Origin of the sequence: Pinibacter aurantiacus (assembly GCF_019130065.1) — a bacterium.
Lineage (GTDB): Bacteria > Bacteroidota > Bacteroidia > Chitinophagales > Chitinophagaceae > Pinibacter > Pinibacter aurantiacus.
The window spans coordinates 406,035-425,305 of record NZ_JAHSPG010000013.1 but is presented as its reverse complement, the minus strand read 5'-3'; the positions used below and the strand labels follow the sequence as shown (position 1 = coordinate 425,305).

General features: G+C 40.8%; 17 protein-coding genes. 12 read left to right on the top strand and 5 right to left on the bottom strand.

The window, feature by feature from the left end:
* Positions 1–101: 101 nt before the first annotated feature.
* Positions 102–701: a hypothetical protein gene (locus KTO63_RS17475; protein ID WP_217792751.1), complete on the bottom strand. Its 600-nt coding sequence runs from the start codon at positions 699–701 to the stop codon at positions 102–104.
* A 329-nt stretch (positions 702–1,030) separates the two neighbouring features.
* On the opposite strand from KTO63_RS17475, the gene KTO63_RS17470 reads away from it, so the two are divergent.
* The 6 genes from KTO63_RS17470 (at position 1,031) to trxB (ending at position 6,969) form a co-directional block, all read left to right on the top strand.
* Positions 1,031–1,552: a KdsC family phosphatase gene (locus tag KTO63_RS17470; protein WP_217792749.1), complete on the top strand. Its 522-nt coding sequence runs from the start codon at positions 1,031–1,033 to the stop codon at positions 1,550–1,552.
* Positions 1,553–1,746: 194 nt separating this feature from the next.
* Positions 1,747–2,709, top strand: coding sequence for a geranylgeranylglycerol-phosphate geranylgeranyltransferase (locus KTO63_RS17465; RefSeq protein ID WP_217792747.1), 963 nt, complete (start codon positions 1,747–1,749; stop codon positions 2,707–2,709).
* Positions 2,709–3,272: a Maf family nucleotide pyrophosphatase gene (locus KTO63_RS17460; protein ID WP_217792744.1), complete on the top strand. Its 564-nt coding sequence runs from the start codon at positions 2,709–2,711 to the stop codon at positions 3,270–3,272. Before KTO63_RS17465 ends, KTO63_RS17460 begins: the two co-directional genes overlap by 1 nt.
* Positions 3,273–3,478: 206 nt before the next feature.
* The gene (locus tag KTO63_RS17455) at positions 3,479–4,741 is read left to right on the top strand and encodes a DUF2851 family protein (RefSeq protein ID WP_217792742.1); all 1,263 of its coding nucleotides are present in this window, start codon (positions 3,479–3,481) and stop codon (positions 4,739–4,741) included.
* A 181-nt stretch (positions 4,742–4,922) separates the two neighbouring features.
* Positions 4,923–5,780: a sigma-70 family RNA polymerase sigma factor gene (locus KTO63_RS17450; RefSeq protein ID WP_217792739.1), complete on the top strand. Its 858-nt coding sequence runs from the start codon at positions 4,923–4,925 to the stop codon at positions 5,778–5,780.
* Between the two features lie 250 nt (positions 5,781–6,030).
* On the top strand, positions 6,031–6,969 hold the full coding sequence (trxB, locus tag KTO63_RS17445; protein WP_217792736.1) for a thioredoxin-disulfide reductase: 939 nt from the start codon (positions 6,031–6,033) through the stop codon (positions 6,967–6,969).
* Positions 6,970–7,265: 296 nt separating this feature from the next.
* Here the strand turns inward: trxB and KTO63_RS17440 are convergent, their stop codons facing one another.
* Entirely contained in the window at positions 7,266–7,484 is a 219-nt protein-coding gene (locus KTO63_RS17440; protein ID WP_217792734.1) for a KTSC domain-containing protein, read from the bottom strand.
* 390 nt (positions 7,485–7,874) lie between these two features.
* Between KTO63_RS17440 and folB the strand changes: the two genes are divergently transcribed.
* Both folB and KTO63_RS17430 read left to right on the top strand, forming a co-directional pair.
* Positions 7,875–8,231 carry a dihydroneopterin aldolase gene (gene folB / locus KTO63_RS17435; protein WP_217792733.1) on the top strand — a complete coding sequence of 119 codons (357 nt, stop codon included), beginning with the start codon at positions 7,875–7,877 and terminating at the stop codon, positions 8,229–8,231.
* 185 nt (positions 8,232–8,416) lie between these two features.
* A complete protein-coding gene (locus KTO63_RS17430) occupies positions 8,417–9,616 on the top strand; it encodes an NAD(P)-dependent oxidoreductase (protein ID WP_217792730.1) in 1,200 nt (399 codons plus the stop codon).
* A gap of 40 nt (positions 9,617–9,656) precedes the next feature.
* Here the strand turns inward: KTO63_RS17430 and KTO63_RS17425 are convergent, their stop codons facing one another.
* Positions 9,657–10,904 (bottom strand): RNA polymerase sigma factor, encoded by a 1,248-nt coding sequence (locus KTO63_RS17425; protein WP_217792728.1) that lies wholly within the window; start codon positions 10,902–10,904, stop codon positions 9,657–9,659.
* Between the two features lie 112 nt (positions 10,905–11,016).
* The gene (locus KTO63_RS17420) at positions 11,017–11,364 is read right to left on the bottom strand and encodes a YciI family protein (RefSeq protein ID WP_217792727.1); all 348 of its coding nucleotides are present in this window, start codon (positions 11,362–11,364) and stop codon (positions 11,017–11,019) included.
* Positions 11,365–11,574: 210 nt separating this feature from the next.
* Here KTO63_RS17420 and KTO63_RS17415 point away from each other — a divergent pair, with 210 nt between their 5' ends.
* The 3 genes from KTO63_RS17415 (at position 11,575) to KTO63_RS17405 (ending at position 14,544) form a co-directional block, all read left to right on the top strand.
* The gene (locus KTO63_RS17415) at positions 11,575–11,949 is read left to right on the top strand and encodes a nuclear transport factor 2 family protein (RefSeq protein WP_217792724.1); all 375 of its coding nucleotides are present in this window, start codon (positions 11,575–11,577) and stop codon (positions 11,947–11,949) included.
* 207 nt (positions 11,950–12,156) lie between these two features.
* Entirely contained in the window at positions 12,157–13,572 is a 1,416-nt protein-coding gene (locus KTO63_RS17410) for an aldehyde dehydrogenase family protein (protein WP_217792718.1), read from the top strand.
* Between the two features lie 180 nt (positions 13,573–13,752).
* Entirely contained in the window at positions 13,753–14,544 is a 792-nt protein-coding gene (locus tag KTO63_RS17405) for an AraC family transcriptional regulator (RefSeq protein ID WP_217792716.1), read from the top strand.
* Between the two features lie 80 nt (positions 14,545–14,624).
* On the opposite strand, the gene KTO63_RS17400 is transcribed toward KTO63_RS17405, so the two are convergent.
* Positions 14,625–14,951, bottom strand: a complete 327-nt coding sequence (locus KTO63_RS17400; protein ID WP_217792714.1) for a YegP family protein — start codon at positions 14,949–14,951, stop codon at positions 14,625–14,627.
* A gap of 207 nt (positions 14,952–15,158) precedes the next feature.
* Between KTO63_RS17400 and KTO63_RS17395 the strand changes: the two genes are divergently transcribed.
* Positions 15,159–19,022, top strand: coding sequence for a hypothetical protein (locus tag KTO63_RS17395; protein ID WP_217792712.1), 3,864 nt, complete (start codon positions 15,159–15,161; stop codon positions 19,020–19,022).
* Positions 19,023–19,271 lie beyond the last annotated feature (249 nt).

Sequence of the window (19,271 nt, the reverse complement as noted above, 5' to 3'; positions counted from 1 at the left end):
CCCGATAATACGATCGGGACTGAGCTTGTCGAAGCCTCTCCGCCATAATGACTGCTATATTAAAATAAAAAAGACCCCGTTTTTAGCGGGGTCCTTTTGTCCTAGAACCTTCTGTCATCACGTTTGTCATTACCTCTTCGACCATTGTCATGCCCCTGGTTTCCATTGCCTCTCTGGTCATTATCACGATCCCATTTTCCATTGCCTCTGCGGCCGTTATCGCGCCAGTTTTCGTTTCCCCTGTTGTGATCTGCATTTCCATAAACATCTCTGCGTACAGGGTATGGATTATTGTATTTGCCATAATCCGCTCTGCCTGGGTAATCGCGCCACATTGGCTGAGGTTGGTTCCAGTTTCTATAGTTAGCATACCTGGTACGATAGTATGTGTTGTTCATGTAAGGTCTTGGTTCATTCACCACAACCTTGTATGAGTGGTAAAGGTCAAAGTTCCTGCATGCATAAGGAAGACTGCTGTTGAATACCCATTGATTGTTTTGGAAGTAAACAAACTGTTGGGTTGGTACGTAGTAGTACATGTCCACATCTGGCAGGTAGTAATAATCTACGTGGTCGTAACCGGAAGGTCCCCACATAGGTTGGTTGCCGATGTTTATGCTTGCGCTTATTGTTACTTGTGCATTTGCTTTAAATATGATGGCAGTACTGATTAAAATGGCTGTAAGTAGAATCTTTTTCATAATGGTAAATTTTCTATAAATAGGATTCCACATTTGTTTGCAGGTTTAAAAAATAGGGTAGTGGTAATTGTTAAACTATAGCCAAAGAGAAATAACTGAATAACTGAATGACTGAATAACTGATGGCGCGTAATTGACTTTCATCATTTACTGAATAATTCAATGATTCAATCATTCAATTATTCAGTTATTCAGATTACTTTGCAGCCTCTGCGGAACAGGCGAGCGACGGATGAAAATGCGAAATGACTCTACCTAGGAAATTTTCAAATTTTCCCCGCCTGAATGACCGGTCGGGCAGGAATTTTTCAAATTTTCAAATTGAATAAATGAGCTTATTAAACAGGTTTTCGAAGATTACAACATTTGTGCTGGATGTAGACGGTGTTTTAACGGATGGAAGTATTCTGCTGCTTGAAGATGGACAAATGGCACGAGCCATGAACACAAAGGATGGTTATGCGATGCAACTTGCAATTAAGAAAGGATACAAAATTGTGATCATTTCCGGTGGCGCCTCGGAGGCGGTGACCATTCGCCTGACAAAGCTTGGTATAAAAGATGTTTTTCTTAAAGTGGAAAACAAAATTGAAATTTTGCATGATTACATGAATCGCAACGGTATCAAGAAAGAAGAAATTTTATACATGGGGGATGATATTCCAGACTATGAGGTAATGAAAGAGTCCGGAATAGCGTGCGCGCCTTCAGATGCCGTTGGGGAAATAAAACATATTGCCGCATATATATCACCGTTGGCAGGCGGTCGTGGCTGCGTTCGTGATGTAATTGAAAAAGTAATGAAATTGCGCGGCGATTGGCATATTGATGTGTCATTACAAAGCCGGTAGGGGCGAATCGCATTCGCCCTGCTTCATAAACGGTGAGTCGCTATTTATCGGCCAGTTTAATTTAAAAACATTACACGCAGTCTTATAGCTGGTTGACTGAGGGTCGACCAGGAGCGAATGCAATTCGCCCGTACGATTCGCGAATGTATAATATCCAAAAAAGAAATTAAATTTACCCTAAACAAATACTATCCTTGAAGCTAATTGGAGCCTTTTTTCGACTCATTCGCTGGCCAAACCTGGTTTTTATCGTTGTCACTCAAGTGTTGTTTTATTATTGCATTGTCTTGCCCATATTTAAAAGTCCTGCCGATGTTGATCTTAATAAAATTTCAACATTCCTATTCTGGCTGATTGTTGCATCTTCCGTTACCATTGCAGCGGCGGGATATATCATTAACGATTATTTCGATCTTAACATAGACCAGGTTAACAAGCCGAACGCCATCGTTATTCAAAAAGTTATAAAAAGACGATGGGCCATCGTGTGGCATTTATTGTTATCTGCCATCGGTGTCATCATTGCATTTTATGTAGGATTTAAAATTGGCAACATTCTATTGGGCTTTGCAAATCTTGCCTGTGTGTTGTTGTTGCTGACTTATTCCACCACCTTCAAAAAAAAGCTGCTCATAGGCAATGTCATCATATCTGTGCTAACGGCATGGGTGGTACTTGTTTTATATTTCGGAGAAGTGAGAGTGATGTACTGGAACTGGTCGCCGGAATTTAAAATATTGTACCAGACAAAAATTACCCGTTTATTTAAGTTTGCTACCATTTACGCAGGATTTGCTTTTATCATTTCATTAATAAGGGAAGTTGTGAAGGACATGGAAGACATGGAAGGAGATGAAAAATATGGTTGCAAAACCATGCCGATAGTTTGGGGCATTCCTGCATCAAAAGTCTTCGTGGCGGTCTGGCTTATTGTTTTAACTTTTTCTACCGGCATCGTGCAAGTATATGGATTGATGAAAGGCTGGTGGCTTGGCGCGGTATATTGTTTTATATTTATAGTATTGCCTTTGTTATACCTGTTTAAACATTTATATAGAGCAGTAAATTCAAAAGATTATCACAAAGTGAGCAGCTACATCAAATTGGTGATGCTCACCGGCATTTTGTCCATTTTATTTTTTAAACTGTATATGTAATGGAAAGAATTGTTTTGGCCTCACAATCTCCGCGCAGAAAGCAATTGCTCGAATGGGCAGAAATTCCTTTTGACGTGATTGTAAAAGATACCGACGAATCTTATCCGGATGGTTTACACACGGAAGATATACCTGTGTTCATTGCAAGAAACAAAGCACTGGCTGTTAAAAACGAACTAAGTCACGATCGCGTCATTCTTGCTGCAGATACAGTAGTTGTACTCGATGATGAAATTATTGGCAAGCCGGAAGACCGCGAAGATGCCATTGAAATTCTTACCCGCCTTGAAGGAAGAGTACACCAGGTTATTACCGGTGTAGTTATTTTAAAAGACGACAAAGAAATTGTCTTTTCCAACACAACTGAAGTAACATTTAATCCGCTTTCATACGACGACATCAGATATTACATTGACAAATATCAACCTTACGACAAAGCGGGCGCTTATGCTATCCAGGAGTGGATCGGCGTGGTAGGAATCGGTTCCATTCACGGTGATTTTTACAACGTCATGGGATTGCCGGTGAGCAGGGTTGTGCAGGAGCTGCACAAACTAATTTGAAAATGTAATGATTTGAAAATTTGAAAATTCATTCTGTGCCTCATTGGCCATTTTAAACTATTATTGCTTTAAGGTTAGTTCAACTTAATAAGGAAAGGTGCGCTGAAACAATTTTCAAATTTTCAAATCGGCACATTTTCAAATTGAAGTAATCTTTCCCAAAATTTCAACCGGACTGAATATCTACCGCCATAATCAAAATTTTTATGACGGAAAGATTACTTCAATTCATCTGGCAGTTTCAGTATTTTAATAGAAGTCAATTGCAGATAGAGCAGGGTGAAACCCTCACTGTTATTGGACCGGGTATTTATAATACAAACCAGGGTGCAGATTTTTTGCAGGCAAAACTTAAGATTGGCAATGTGCTTTGGGCTGGCAATATAGAGTTGCATATTAAAGCCTCTGACTGGAACAAGCATGCTCACAACAACGATCCCAATTATAAAAATGTTATTCTTCATGTTGTTTGGGAAAACGATCTCGAAGCTTCAGATATGCCTGTGTTGGTCCTGCAGCATCGCGTTTCTTCCATATTGTTAAACAGGTATGAGCATTTAATGCAGCAGCAGGACTTTGTTCCCTGTGCGAATAATCTTCAGCACGTAAAAGATATCATTTGGCTCACGTGGAAAGACAGACTTTTTGTGGAACGAATGAAACGAAAAACGGATCACATTCTCAAATTGTTGGAGGAATCAAATAATCATTGGGAAGAAGTTTGTTGGTGGCTCATTGCCCGCAATTTTGGAATTAAGGTAAATGCAGAAGCTTTTGAAATTGTCGCCAGGTCGGTATCCATTAATATTTTGGCGAAGCAAAAGAACAGCATTCAACAACTTGAAGCACTTTTGTTGGGGCAGGCCGGCTTCCTCGAAAATGATTTTGATGAAGCTTATCCCCAAATGCTTAAAAAAGAGTACCGGTATTTAAGTAAAAAATACACCCTGCAGAGGCCACAGGTTCAGATTCACTTCCTTCGCATGAGGCCACCTTCATTTCCTACGGTACGACTGGCACAACTGGCTGCATTTATACAAAGTTCAAATCATTTGTTCTCCCAACTGCTTGATGCCGAAACAATTGAGGACCTTTTAATGTTATTTAATGTAACGGCGAATGATTATTGGCACTATCACTACAAGTTAGATGAACTTGCTAGGTACCAACCGAAAAAGCTTGGCAAGGGCACAATTATTAATATTATTATCAATACAGTGGGGCCTCTACTGTTTGCGTATGATAATTTTCATTCGCTGGAAATACATAAAGAAAGAGTGTTGAAATGGATGCAGGAATTACCTGCTGAAAACAATGCAATTATGGAAAAATTTGAAGAACGTGGTGTGAAAAATAGTTGTGCATTTGACAGTCAAAGCTTACTTGAGCTTAAAATGCAGTACTGTGAAAGCAGGCGCTGCCTGAGCTGTTCAATTGGGAATGTTTTGTTAAAATTCACTGAATGTTAACATCTGTGCGATTTTAAAATGATCTAAAAGCGTTATTTTCTAGGAACATAAATTTTTGCATCGTACCTTTGCAAATAGTGCCTGATTGTACAGTTAATTTTTAACCTTTCTTAACGCAACTTTTGGCAAACATATGCTGTCATACATATGTTATAACAATATAATAATACAATAGATAGATATGAGGCAACTTAAAATTGCTACGCAGATTACAAACCGGGATTCTCAGGCGGTCGAAAAATATCTCCAGGAAATTTCTAAGATCTCAATGATTACTCCCGAAGAGGAAACTGTGCTGGCGCAGAGAATTAAAATGGGCGATCAGAGGGCTTTGGACAAATTGGTGCAAGCTAACCTTCGTTTCGTGGTTTCTGTGGCTAAACAATATCAACACCAGGGTCTTTCTTTAAGTGATCTTATCAATGAAGGTAACCTGGGTCTTATTAAGGCTGCTCAGCGTTTTGATGAAACAAAGGGTTTCAAATTCATTTCTTACGCAGTTTGGTGGATCCGTCAATCTATTTTGCAGGCTTTGGCAGAACAGGGTCGTTTGGTTCGCTTACCGCAAAATAAAATTGGTACATATAATAAAGCAAATAAAGCTTACATGGCGTTCGAACAGGAGCACGAGCGTGAGCCTTCTACAGAAGAGCTTGCCGAGATCCTGGAAATGAGCGAAACCGAGATCAACAACATTTTCCAAAGCAATACCCGTCACACTTCATTGGACGCTCCGGTTCACGAAGCAGAAGATGTAGCTATGGGTGATTTGCTTGAAGGTAGCGATGACACTGATGATGACGTAATGCAGGATTCATTGAGAAATGAAATCCGCCGCATTTTGAAATCATTGAGCCCACGCGAAGCTGAAATAGTAAACGCATACTTTGGCCTTGATGGCGAAAATGGTGTTACTATCGAGCAGATCGGTCAAAAATATGATCTTACAAAAGAGCGTATCCGTCAGATTAAAGAAAGAGCTATCAAGCGCTTGCAAAAAGCACGCTATAGCAATGCTTTAAAAGCTTATCTGGGATAAGAAATCTTTTAAAAATAATGAACCCGGCAAGCTTTGCCGGGTTTTTTGTATAACGAAAACTGCGTTTTGCACAGTCTATTCACGTGATTGCAAACTAATTGCGCAAGTTCATCTTTCACTCTTACCTTTGCCTGCCTAATTGAAGTAAAAAGTAAAAAAAATATAAAGTCAAAAAAGGGTTGACTTGAGTAATCTCAGCGATTTTTGAATTTTTACTTTTGAAATTTATTTTTTTAAAACCCGAAGATTAATGGAAAAAGTACATTGTTTAATTATAGGCTCAGGCCCGGCAGGCTATACTGCAGCTATTTATGCATCAAGAGCAAATTTGAAACCTGTTTTGTACCAGGGAATTCAGCCGGGTGGTCAGTTGACCATTACTACAGAAGTAGAAAACTATCCCGGTTATCCTGAAGGTATTCAGGGTCCGGAAATGATGGTTGATTTTGAAAAACAGGCAGCAAGAATGGGCGCCGATATCCGCTACGGTTTGGCGACTAAAGTTGATTTTTCAAAACAACCTTATAAAGTTTGGATCGACGAAGAAAAAGAGATCGAAGCTGATTCAATCATCATCGCAACCGGAGCCTCTGCGAAATGGCTTGGTTTGCCAAGTGAAGAGCGCCTGAACGGTTTCGGTGTGAGTGCTTGTGCAGTTTGTGACGGATTTTTCTTCAGAACGAAAGAAGTTGCGATTGTTGGCGCAGGCGATACCGCTTGTGAAGAGGCGATTTATTTGTCAAAACTTTGTTCAACAGTTCACATGATCGTTCGTAAGGACGAAAATGGCATGAAAGCTTCCAAAGTAATGCAAGACAGAGTAAAAGCAACTCCAAATATTAAGATCTACTGGAACTCTGTAACAGAAGAGATTGTTGGTGAAAATAAAGTGGAGGCAATGCGCATTAAAAACATAGTAACCAATGAGATACAGGAAGTTCCTGTACAAGGTTTCTTTGTTGCGATCGGTCACCAGCCAAATTCGGATATCTTCAAAGGTTGGTTAACAATGGATGAAGCAGGCTATATCCAAACGATCCCCGGCACTTCCAAAACAAATGTTGAAGGCGTTTTTGCTGCAGGTGATGTTCAGGATAAAATCTACCGCCAGGCTGTTACTGCCGCAGGAAGTGGTTGTATGGCGGCGCTGGATGCGGAGAGATATTTGTCAGCAAAGGAGCATGTTTAATCAATTAAGAATTAGGAATTAGGAATTAAGAGGTGTTGCATGGTGTGTTTTTTATGACACCCCTTACATTCAGAATATTGAAACCCGGCGATTGCCGGGTTTTTTATTTGGGTGCATGCTCTCCGAAGCTTCCGGCTTCGAAGGTTTACTCTATCGCCTCTGGCGATGATAATTAAGTTGCCGAAGGCAACAGAGTACAGTTCCGAAGCTGGAAGCTTCGGAGAGCTGCTTGGTTCAACAACTCTCCACTCTCAACTCTCCACTCTCCACTCTCCACTCTCAATTATCCACTTCCTTCACTCTTTCTTCTCAAACTCGTAATGATCTTTAATCATTTTATTAGCAAACGTTCCTTTGGATTCCGCTTGCATCAGTTCGTTGAATATATGTTCGGGAACGTCGAAATAATCATACACGTCGCCGGAGAAGTATTCAATCTCGAGTACTTTCTTTTCGGCGTTGTAACCGATGGAAGAGATCGCAGAAGATTTTACCGGTGACCGTTTTATGAACATTTGCTTTGTTTTTTATGAATGTTCTTTGTGTTGAATCTGAAGCGGCGGGGTTGCACGTCTCGGTGTTGCACCCAACTTATGACCGAAAGACTTTAAGTCATCGAATAAGATGCTCAATATACATACCACTGTTGAAGTGTGCGACGCAACGATGTTAGATAGTAGTACAACGGCTGGGTCAATAATTATGAGCATCACATTTAGCTATGCTTACATTTTTATTTCGCATTGTAATTTGTTGCCAGAGGCAACAGCATAATCCTCCGAAGCTGGAAGCTTTGGAGAGCATGCCGCAAAGGCTTCAACTAACAATTACCCTCAGAAATAATATTCCCGTTCCAACATTAATGGCTAATTTGCGCCCATTCTATTACGAATTGATTAGTAGTTATGTTGACAGTACATCTTGAAGATTTGGTTTTTCATGCGCATCATGGCGTTTATAGCGGCGAATCTGCCGTAGGCAATAGTTTCCAGGTGAGTTTAAGTGTTTCTTACGACGAAGAGAATATCAAATTGAACGACCTTCAAAACGTGATCAATTACGAGGAACTGTATAACATTGTAAAAAAGAGAATGGCGATCCCCATGCCATTGCTGGAAGAAGTAGCGGAAAGCATCATCCGTAAAATAAGACACGAATACGCCAAGATCAAAAAGGTTTCTATTACCATTTTAAAATTGAATGCACCGATTGAAGGCATTCACGGAAAGGTTGGCATTACTCTTACCAAGAAGTTTGATTAATCATTTAGAAGGGAAGAAACTATTCTTATATTGCAGATAGAGAGCAATTAATAATTAATAATTAGTAATTAATAGTTGATCTCTTTGTGATGTTAAGATTCATTTGAATTCCTTAGAACTAAGCCGCGTTTTTTAACGACTGTACCCCTATTAATTATTAATTCTTAATTATTAATTGGAACTGCATGATTGCCATTGGATTAATCAAAGAAGGGAAAATTCCCGAAGACAATAGGGTGGCGTTGACGCCCGAGCAATGCAAATGGGTGCAGGATAATTACAAAAATGTAAAGATCGTTGTGCAAAGCAGCAAGACACGTTGTTTTAGCGACAACGAATACAAGAGAGCCGGCATTGAGATCGCTGAAAGCGTGAGCAATTGCGACATCCTGCTTGGTATCAAGGAAGTGCCGGTAAATGACCTGATTGAAAACAAGACCTATCTTTTCTTCTCTCACACGCGAAAGAAACAGCCGCATAATCAAAAATTGTTGCATGCTATTCTTGAAAAAAAAATAACGCTGGTTGACTACGAATGTCTCGAGCACGAGGATGGGCAGCGCATCATCGGTTTTGGTTTTTTTGCAGGCGTTGTTGGTGCGCACAATGGCATTATGGCTTACGGAAATAAAACGGGTTTGTTTAAGCTACAGCGCGTTTACAAACAATCGAATCTTCGCGAACTCATTCATACTTATTTTGGTTTAAAACTGCCGAACATAAAAGTGGCTGTAACCGGCTCCGGACGCGTGTCCAGCGGGGTGCTTGAGGTGATGAACCTGCTGGGCATTATTGAGGTAGAGCCTTATGAATTTTTAGAGAAAAAATTTTCCTACCCGGTGTATGTGCATTTGAAAGGGCAGGACCTTTACAAACATCACAAGACTGGTTTGTATAATCGTGATCACTTTCATGCTTATCCGCAAGAGTATGTCTGCAATTTTTTGCCTTATACCAAAACAGCGGATGTATTGCTGAACGGTATTTACTGGGAAGAACATATCCCCCGGTTGTTTAGTAAAAGTGATGTGCAGGCAAATGATTTCTCCATCAAGGTGATTGCTGATATTACTGATGATCAAAATGGTTCCGTTCCCATTAATCTCGGCGATCAAACCATTGAAGATCCTGTGTATGGCGTAGATAAAACAACGCTTCAAAAGACGATAGCGTACCACCCCAATACTGTCGACATTATGGCTGTTGGCAACTTGCCGAACGAATTGCCAAAGGATGCTTCAAGATATTTTGGCGAGCAGCTGATCAAATATATTTTGGACGATCTGTTGAAAGACGGTTCTGATATAATAACAAGAGCCACGATTGTAGAGAAGGGAAAATTGACGAAGCATTTTGAGTATTTAGGCGAGTATGCAGCACGATGATGCTGCGGTAGAGACAAGGCATTGCCTTGTCTGTACTGCACTATGCGTTTGTTAAAGTAACTTCCTGCAATTTCTTTTCGATGAAATTCTTTTCTGCCACTGTTTTCGAAAGATTCAAGGCCTTCTTAAGATGCGTTACCGTTTTACCGTTGTCAATGCCAGTATAAAGATTTGCGAGTAGTAGATGGTACCAGTGATTGTCGTCAAGGCCCAGTTTTTCTGCTTCAACGATCGCTTCTGCTTTGCCATTGGCTTTTGAAAGCGCGTATGTTCTGTTGAGCGCAGCAATAGGGGAATATTCGATTTGCAATAAGCGATTGTACAATTGTAAAATGCTTTCCCACTTATCGTGCGTATCGGCCTGGTTGGTATGGTAGAAAGCAATCGCGGCTTCGATGTGATACTTACTCACTTTGTTTTTGTCGCAATGTGAAGATTGCTCGAGGTAATATTTTCCTTTGTTGATTAATTCTTCACTCCAAAGTGATGCATCCTGATCTTCATACAGAATAATTTCGCCGTTGCTATCTATGCGTGCTTCGAAACGTGAGGCATGAAAACACATGATAGACATTAATGCATTTACAGCGGGCGTATTGGTACTTTCGTTTTCGATTAATGAGTAGGTGAGCCGCATTGCTTCGAGGCAAAGTTCCTTACGCAGTGTGACATTTTGCGAAGCTGAATAATACCCTTCGTTAAAGAGCAGGTACATCGTTCTTAAAACAACATCAAGTCTGTTATCAATTTCTGTTTGAGATGGCAATTCGAGTGGAACGTTGTTCTCTTTCAGTTTTTCCTTTGCCCTTGCCAGGCGCTTGTAAATTGTTTCTTTGTTAGACAAGAATGCATCTGCAATTTCTTCGGCACCAAATCCGCACAAAATATTCAACGCAAGACCGATCTGCGCCTCGGCTGAAATAGACGGGTGGCATATGGCAAATATCATTTGCAACTGGCTATCCGTAATGTTTTTCTCAGAAAGATCAATGTGTAGTTCGCTGTTGTCAACCTCTTCTTTTGGAAGTGCTAGTTTTACTTTTTTGTCGAAAATATTTTGGCGACGCAGAATATCCCTGCTTTTATTTTTCGCAACAATGTAGAGCCATGCAACCGGATTTTTTGGTAAGCCTTTTTGTCCCCACGTTTCTACTGCCAGCAGAAATGTATCACTCACAACATCCTCTGCAATGCTGATGTGTTCAATACCAAACGCTTTACACAGTACAGCAACCATCTTGCTGTACTCGGTTCGAAATAAGTGTGGTATGAGTTCGTTGTTTTCCATATAAAAAATCAAAAGTAAAAAATCAAAAGTCAAAAACCGTTAGGTCCGGGACTTTGATATGTGATCTTACAGTCACTGTTTTGAATTTTGAATTTTTACTTTTGAATTATTGTTAGTCCATGCCTACAAGACCGCGCACTTCCACATTGCCTCCGATATTCAATACAGGGCATCCTTTCGCCAGTTCTGCCGCTTCATCAAGATCATTTGCTTTGACAACAATATAGCCGCCAACTGCTTCTTTAATTTCAACGTAAGGCCCATCGGTTACTATTTTATCGGATTTTACAACTCGTCCGTCTGAAGCAAGCCTATTGCCTGAACTTGCTAATTTGTTTTGTGCAGCAAGGCTACCCATCCAGTCCTGCCAGGGCTTCATCATGTTTTGTATTTGCTCCGGAGAAGGTTGTTCTTCTTTTGTGATGAAATCTCTTCTGAAAATTAAAAGGAACTCTTTCATAAAAATATTTTTTAAGTGTGATTATACTATTGAAACGAATGAGTTTTTGAAAATGGACATGTTAGAGTTAGAAATTAGGAATTAGGAATTAGAAATTAGAAATAGAAATTCGCCAATCAATTTCCGCGTTTAAAGGTCAAGAAAATATTGATAATGAACAGATAAAAATATTTTCAAAACAATATTGATTACGGTTTGTATTTTATAGTTATGAAAGATGTATCCGTTTTTATACAAAATCTATATCAACTTTTCAATGATAGAAAAATTGAAGAGATAGTTGCCCACATGGACGAAGACGTTAAATGGGCCAATGCCATGGATGGCAACTTTGTGTACGGACCCGAAGCTGTTCGAGAATATTGGACAAAACAGTTTGAGGTGATTTCATCGAAAGTTAAACCTTTAACAATAGAAGTAGAAAACGGCGTGGTCAAAGTACATGTTCACCAGGTGGTGCATGACGTAAATGGTGCGTTGCTGGCCGATCAGGTAAGGGATCATTACTTCCGGTTAAAGAATGATAAAATAATTGAGTTTGGTATTCGCGAGAATGAGATCGATGATGCCGGCTGGACATTTTAAATTGTTCAGGTGGGTTTTGGTGGCTTGCGCCCACTATTCATGCTTCGTATTGCATGCATCACTCATACAATTCTTAATTCCTAATTCTTAATTGGCGGTTGAACGTTTTAACAAAGTAAATTGAACTTTTTAGCAAACTATGAAGGCCCTCTGTTGACTGAACTTTGTGTGACAATTTTAAATCATTGTTCACAAAATTAGTTGAAAATGAAAACGATAGACAAAATCTACATCAACGGAGCCTTTGTTACTCCCCACGGAACTGAACTTTTTGACCTTGTAAATCCCACCACAAATGAGCCTCTTGGTAAAGTAGTACTGGGCGATGAAGAAGATACGCGAAAGGCAATTGCGAGTGCCAAAGCCGCCTTTGTACATTTGTCCAAAACAACAAAAGAAGAACGCATTGCCTACCTGCAAAAAATGTATGAGGCTGTTGCCAAAAGAAAAGACGAGCTAACAGCGATCATGGTGCAGGAATATGGCGGCACATTGCAATTTTCCAGAGCAAGCACACAGCATGCATTGAATGGTATACAAAGCACCATCGAGACGCTTACAAACTTTGATTTCGTACGAAGCATTGGAAAGTCAAAAGTAAGATTAGAGTCTCTTGGCGTTGTGGGCATTATTACTCCCTGGAACGCAAGCAACAGTTTTATCTGCAACAAACTCGCGACTGCAATCGCAGCTGGTTGTACGGCAGTTATCAAGCCAAGCGAAATGAGTGCATTGCAAACACAGGTGTTGCTGGAATGCTTGCACGAAGTGGGTTTGCCTGCGGGTGTTTTCAATGTAGTGAATGGTTTGGGCAATGTTGTAGGCGCAGAAATTACACGTCACCCTGATATTGCTAAAATATCATTTACCGGTTCTACCGTAGTTGGCAAAACAATCGCACGCGGTGCAGTGGATACCATGAAAAGAGTTACGCTTGAACTTGGTGGCAAATCCCCTAACATTATTTTAGATGATGCTGATCTGCAAAAAGCAATACCAACAGCGGTTGCAGCGGCTTTCATGAATAGCGGGCAAGCATGTATTGCAGGCACACGTTTGCTGGTTCCGGAAAATCGGTTGGATGAAATTAGAATACTTGTAAAGGAAACTGTTGAAAAAGTGAAAGTCGGTGATCCGAAAAATGAAGACACTGCAGTGGGACCAATGGTGAGCAGAAAACAGTTTGCACGTGTTCAACAATACATTGATCTCGGTGTGCAGGAAGGTGCCGAAATCCTTACCGGTGGGGCAGGACAGCCCGATGGACTGGAGGCGGGAAACTTTGTAAAGCCAACTGTATTTGTTAACGTCAACAACAACATGCGCATCGCAAGAGAAGAAATTTTTGGACCAGTGTTATCGATTATCACCTATAAGAACGAAGAAGATGCCATTCGCATTGCAAATGATACTGACTACGGTTTGCAGGCTTATGTTAGCTCATCGGATTCAACACGTGCAAATCGTGTGGCGGCACAAATCAACGCTGGCCGTGTATTGATCAATGGTCTGAACCACGATCCCATGGCACCTTTCGGCGGCTTCAAACAATCTGGTATTGGCAGGGAGTTTGGTGTGTATGGGTTGGAGGCGTATGTGGAAGCGAAAGCAGTTATTGAGTAATTAATAATTAATAATTAAAAATTAATACGGCGGTTTGCTGAATAGATTTCGGTTTTCGTATCGGCGCATTAGTAGCGCTTTTGCCCAGCCATTATTCGCCTTTGAGTGTTGCTCGTTTTAATTATTAATTATTAATTATTAATTGCAGCTCCCCAACTATATTTGAAATAAGAAAACCAAATGACCACACGACCATCCATACAATATTCCTGTTACTTTACACGAAGCAGAACGGGCGAGCAGTTTGTACCGGAACATGCGATTGGATATATCGTTTCAGGAGCCTTCGAGGTGAATGATGGCACTGCCAGCAAAATCTTCAATAAAGGTGAGCTTTATTTTTGCAGGAGAAATCAACTGGCAAAATACGCGAAGTATCCTGAAGAAGGCGGAGAGTTCAGGTCGGTTTCTATTTTCTTTGAACAGGAAATGCTGAGAGATTTTAGCATAGAGTTTGGGTATAAATCTGATAAGGCCATTGCAACGCCGGCATTTCAGCAACTACAGTCAAGCTCAGTGTTGGCGCACTATATGGAATCGCTGAAGCCTTATGAAGATGTGTTTAAAAACAAGGGAACCAATGAATTACTTTCCGTAAAACAAAAAGAAGCTTTGTTGTTGTTGCTCCAAATACAACCTGCATTGAAGAATGTTCTTTTTGATTTTTCGGAGCCCGGCAAAATAGATCTTGAGGGGTTCATGAATCGAAATTTTCATTTCAATGTTGATCTTAAAAGATTTGCTTATTTAACCGGCAGAAGTCTTTCAACATTCAAACGCGATTTTGAAAAAATATTTCACATCACGCCGAGCCGCTGGTTATTACAAAGACGTTTGCAGGAAGCGTATTATCTGCTCAAAGAAAAAAGGCAGGCGGCTTCTGATATTTATCTCGATCTTGGTTTTGAAGATCTGTCACATTTTTCCTTTGCATTCAAAAAGCAATATGGCGTTGCGCCGTCCATGTTATAATGAAGAATTTGCTGAATACTAAAAGGCTTCGATAAATATTATCGAAGCCTTTTTAAATCGTTTTATGGCAAACGATAGTTTTACTCCTCTTCAACTACGGCAGAAGGCGCATTGTTTTTTACAGATTCAATACCGCTATCCCTTCCGGACGAACCTTCATACATTTGGCTTGTTCCGATCACTTGTCCATTGGACGCCTTGAGATTGAAGTAATATTTGCCACTGCTCGAAGTAAGTTTTTCATACTTGCTATCATCTTTTGCATTGGCTTTTACCGAATCAACACCATTTTGACAAGCAGCCTTGGTGGTATAAGTTTCACTGGTAAGAATCACTTGCCCGTTGTCTGCTTTCAAATTAAAACGGTAGCCGGCATTTGCGGTTTGCCCGATTACAAATTTTCCCATACGATTGTATTTATTAAATGAATTGTGTAACAACTTTAAAAGGGCTTTGTTCTAAAAAATATTCACAATCGCTAATCATTTCAACTAAACAATAAGCAATTGTGTTATAAAACGCTGAAACCTTATCGCACACACGATGTCAGGGAAAATAGTTCTCACCCTTGAAAGTAGAAGCAACACTTTTTCATAAGTCAAAAAACTCTACGGATGAGAAACTTACTATTACTTGCATTTTTATCGCTGTTATGCAACACTTTATCTGCACAGTATTACGGAATGGACAGTGTTAGCCTCGGTAGTTCCAATATTAAAGCAGTGATTTACCCGGCAGCAGCGAAGAGAATCCCTGGCAAGAAATATCCATTAATGATTCACTACGAAGGTTCAGACCAGGTGGGAAGCGTGCTTGCGTCCGTGTTTGGTGCGGGTTTCCCCAGGCAGGTGATGAACAATAGAGTACAGGGCACTGTGGCGGATAGCATCATCCACGTTTGTCCGCTGGCTACATCTTCCGGTTCTTTAAAATATCCTGCCATGTTTAACCAGGTGATGGATTATTGTCTCGCCAATTTGCCTGTAGATACTGCAAAGAACGATCGCGGTATGTACAAGCTCGTATGCGTAGACGGCATCGGGCAGGGTGCGAGCGACGCCTGGGATAACCTCGCCTGGTACACCACAGGCAATGGCGATTTAAAGTATATCGGAAAAATAGGACATGCTGCTTTCATGTCCACTCCTAATTTATATCCGGCATCAGATGCCTTTGCCAATTATCAGTACACCAATACGAAATTCCTGCACGAGCAGAATACAAATTCCTGTTGCCAGTATGGCCCCGCACAATCCATGAGCAGTACTCTTGCTAAAACAACTGGCGCCATTAGTACGTTTACGCTGTACACTATGTCGAACAATGGTTTTAACAACTTTACATGGGATAGCATGTACTCTCCATTTGGCGGCGACACTGTTACAAATATTTACCGATGGTTGTTAAATAGTGCATCGCCGCCGGCACCCACGCCGGCTCCATATTACGGAATGGACAGCGTAACATTTGGTACTTCAAATATCAAGGCTGTGATCTATCCTGCAGCTGCAAAGCGAATACCTGGTAAGTTGTATCCGTTGATGATCCACTATGAAGGTACTGACCAGGTTGGAAGTATCCTTGCATCTGTGTTTGGTGCCGGTTTTCCAAGGCAGGTGATGAACAATAAAATCCAGGGAACCGTTGCGGATAGCATCATTCATATTTGCCCGTTGTCAACAAGTGTCGGTTCATTGAAATATCCTTCCATGTTTAACCAGGTGATGGACTATTGCCTTGCTAACTTACCTGTCGATTCAAGCAAGGATGGTCACGGAATGTATAAACTGATTTCTGTAGACGGAATAGGACAGGGGGCCAGTGACGCGTGGGACAATCTTGCATGGTACACAACCAACAATGGAGAGTTAAAGTATATCGGAAAAATAAGTCACGCTACTTTTATGTCCACTCCTAATTTATATCCTGCACCGGAAGCTTTTGCAAATTATCAATACACCAATACGAAATTCCTGCACGAGCAAAATACAAATTCCTGTTGCCAGTATGGCCCGGCACAATCTATGAGCAGCACGCTTGCCAAAACGACCGGCGCCATTAGTTCGTTTACCCTTTATACAATGGCAAATAATGGCTTTAACAATTTCACGTGGGACAGCATGTATTCTCCTTTCGGAGCAGACACCGTTACAAACATTTACAGGTGGTTGCTGAATAGTGCTAAAGTTATAACGCCGCCAACTTTTACTCCTGTAAAATTAAAAGTCTATGAAAGCAGTTTGTATGATTTGTCCGGTCGCATCAACCATAAAGACAGGCCTTTTAATTTTTTTGATGCCTTTGAAACAATCGATCCCAAAAATGGCAACATAGATTTTGAGGCACAAACTGTTTTGGATGAGTTAGGAAAACCTAAGCTGGTGCGAGGCGACACGACAAATGCCATACCGGGGTCGGGAAGAGACGGTGCCTATTTTTATGGAGCGAGTGATCGTACGCTTGCTTTCGGCGGTTATTATTTTCCAGGTAAAAGAGGACGATGCATAATTGTAGATCTTGCCAATGATCCTTCTATAAAACATGCATTGATAACACACGGAAAGAAATTTAACATCACGGATGTTTATGGATGGGAAAGAAATTTTGAGCAGGGCGACAGCTTATTCTTTTACAACTTCGATAAAGTAATTGAAGAAACCGATGTAAGAAAGATTCCTTACATGATCAGCCGGCCCGATAGTTTGCTGAAACCTTTTGCTGTATTGGTTACGCAAGGCGGCACATCATCCACTGGCATGTGGCGAAATGTATCCGATATTACCGACAGTATGCGATACATCATGATCCGCAACACTCTTCAGCAGCGAAGTGGTTATACTTCTACCGCTTATTTCAATGAAGTTGTTTTTTATGGATCACCAAGAGGAGACAGCACTCAGAAGCCTGTTGGTTACTCAGGTCCCCTGCCTGTACAGAAAACTTTGTTCGATAAATCCGGCGTCAATACTGGAGTGCAGATAGATACGAATGTGATGAGCATCGTGAAGAATATTCGCCAGTATGTAAATGTAGACTGGTACGATACAGACACTGATCCTGCCACCAAATACAAACAGCTTTTCAATGCCGATTATTTTCCCGGTTACTTAAATTGGAACCTATATTGGACCCCGCATAATCATAATCATTGGCTCGCAGTTTTTGGAGCATCCAAGAGGGCAGGAGATGAAATGAAGCAAAGTGTAAGAAACAATATTGACACACCTTATGCCGAGCCGGGCGATTGGTTGCATTATGTTTCCCATGGCCGTCTATTTTATCAGCTGGCATACAAGTGGGGCAACAACAAATCGCTGGATGGCACTAAATACAGGTGGTTCAACGATGCGACGCTTTCCGGTTACGCACAAAACTGGCATCCATTTTTAGAATTAGGAAATGAAGACGACACATACGAACCTCCGGCTGTCTCTGCTGCAAAGCTGATCATGGCCGTCAATGGAAACAATAGATACCTGGGCGACACACTGGGTATCCGAAATGCAGATCCGGGAACAAAGATTGTTTATGCAGGTCAAACATATCCTGATACTTTTCGTATTCGCACCGTAATGCTGCTCGCATATACAATGATGAAAGATACGACTACCAAGCTTTTTGACGTGTTTAGTTATCATGATTACAGCAGACTGATCGATACTGTGTCAGGCATAGTTGGCCCTACTTATGAAGAACAAGTGGGAAACGGGGGCATGATACCTGAACGAAACAATTGGTACAATGAGAGCAGCGACATCGCAAAATTCATTTGGAAAATAACAGGCGACACAAGCATTAAAACATGGAACACGGAATACGGGTTTGATAATTTTTCTGTTCGACCGGGCACGACAGATCAACTCGGTGTAAACTGGACGACAACTGCAGTTCCGCGAATTACGGGATACGATTCTGTAGAATCCAAAAGCATTGTCATGATGCGCATGGAACTTATCATGGGCGCAAGTCAGCTCGATGGCTTTACAGAATTTAATGCGCACAATTCAAATCTTGATGCCACTAACAACGTAAGCACCAATTTTTATACAACCGGATGGGGTGGCGGAAATTATGGTTTGTCGACAAAGTTTACTAACTATTATGCGAAGAAGTGGATGTACGGAAGAATGGGTGACTATGCAGTTGATAGCGTTATAAGCAGTGACGGTACAGGCTTGTGGCTCATCAAGTGGCGAAAGCAAACAGACCGCGACTCTGTGATGTTCTCTATTTGGAAAGGAAGTGAGAATGCCACTAAATTAGATTACGAGGATGTAAAGATTGAAGGCGTTACTTCTGGTACTACAAAGGAAGTTTATAATTTCTCTACCAAAACTGCAGACGTGACAGCTATCAAGAAGAATGATTCTTACACTTTCAGTGTAACAGAAATGCCGGCCTTTATCTTCTGCAGAGAAGCTGCAGGAAATAAAGCAAGAATTAGATTTAAAGACAAGAAGGATCATAAAGGAGATTAGCAACAGCGAGAGAAAGCAGCAGCGCAAGCATATAGCCTTAGTGAAACTTAGTGTTCTTAGTGCCTTAGTGGTAAAAAAGACTGCCTACATGCTTTGAGGCTAACAGTTATTAATGCAAAGTTCAAAATATTTACCACTAAGGCACTAAGGCCATCGAGGTTCACTAAGAAGAAATCTGTGTAAATCAGTCAAATCAGTGTTATCAGTGTGCTAACTCTTCAAACAAATACTCATCCCTGATGGTTATTT

Coding starts and splice junctions, on each gene's coding strand:
- KTO63_RS17475 (WP_217792751.1), bottom strand. CDS start 701: ATGAAAAAGATTCTACTTACAGCCATTTTAATCAGTACTGCCATCATA.
- KTO63_RS17470 (WP_217792749.1), top strand. CDS start 1,031: ATGAGCTTATTAAACAGGTTTTCGAAGATTACAACATTTGTGCTGGAT.
- KTO63_RS17460 (WP_217792744.1), top strand. CDS start 2,709: ATGGAAAGAATTGTTTTGGCCTCACAATCTCCGCGCAGAAAGCAATTG.
- KTO63_RS17455 (WP_217792742.1), top strand. CDS start 3,479: ATGACGGAAAGATTACTTCAATTCATCTGGCAGTTTCAGTATTTTAAT.
- KTO63_RS17450 (WP_217792739.1), top strand. CDS start 4,923: ATGAGGCAACTTAAAATTGCTACGCAGATTACAAACCGGGATTCTCAG.
- trxB (WP_217792736.1), top strand. CDS start 6,031: ATGGAAAAAGTACATTGTTTAATTATAGGCTCAGGCCCGGCAGGCTAT.
- KTO63_RS17440 (WP_217792734.1), bottom strand. CDS start 7,484: ATGTTCATAAAACGGTCACCGGTAAAATCTTCTGCGATCTCTTCCATC.
- folB (WP_217792733.1), top strand. CDS start 7,875: ATGTTGACAGTACATCTTGAAGATTTGGTTTTTCATGCGCATCATGGC.
- KTO63_RS17430 (WP_217792730.1), top strand. CDS start 8,417: ATGATTGCCATTGGATTAATCAAAGAAGGGAAAATTCCCGAAGACAAT.
- KTO63_RS17425 (WP_217792728.1), bottom strand. CDS start 10,904: ATGGAAAACAACGAACTCATACCACACTTATTTCGAACCGAGTACAGC.
- KTO63_RS17420 (WP_217792727.1), bottom strand. CDS start 11,364: ATGAAAGAGTTCCTTTTAATTTTCAGAAGAGATTTCATCACAAAAGAA.
- KTO63_RS17415 (WP_217792724.1), top strand. CDS start 11,575: ATGAAAGATGTATCCGTTTTTATACAAAATCTATATCAACTTTTCAAT.
- KTO63_RS17410 (WP_217792718.1), top strand. CDS start 12,157: ATGAAAACGATAGACAAAATCTACATCAACGGAGCCTTTGTTACTCCC.
- KTO63_RS17405 (WP_217792716.1), top strand. CDS start 13,753: ATGACCACACGACCATCCATACAATATTCCTGTTACTTTACACGAAGC.
- KTO63_RS17400 (WP_217792714.1), bottom strand. CDS start 14,951: ATGGGAAAATTTGTAATCGGGCAAACCGCAAATGCCGGCTACCGTTTT.
- KTO63_RS17395 (WP_217792712.1), top strand. CDS start 15,159: ATGAGAAACTTACTATTACTTGCATTTTTATCGCTGTTATGCAACACT.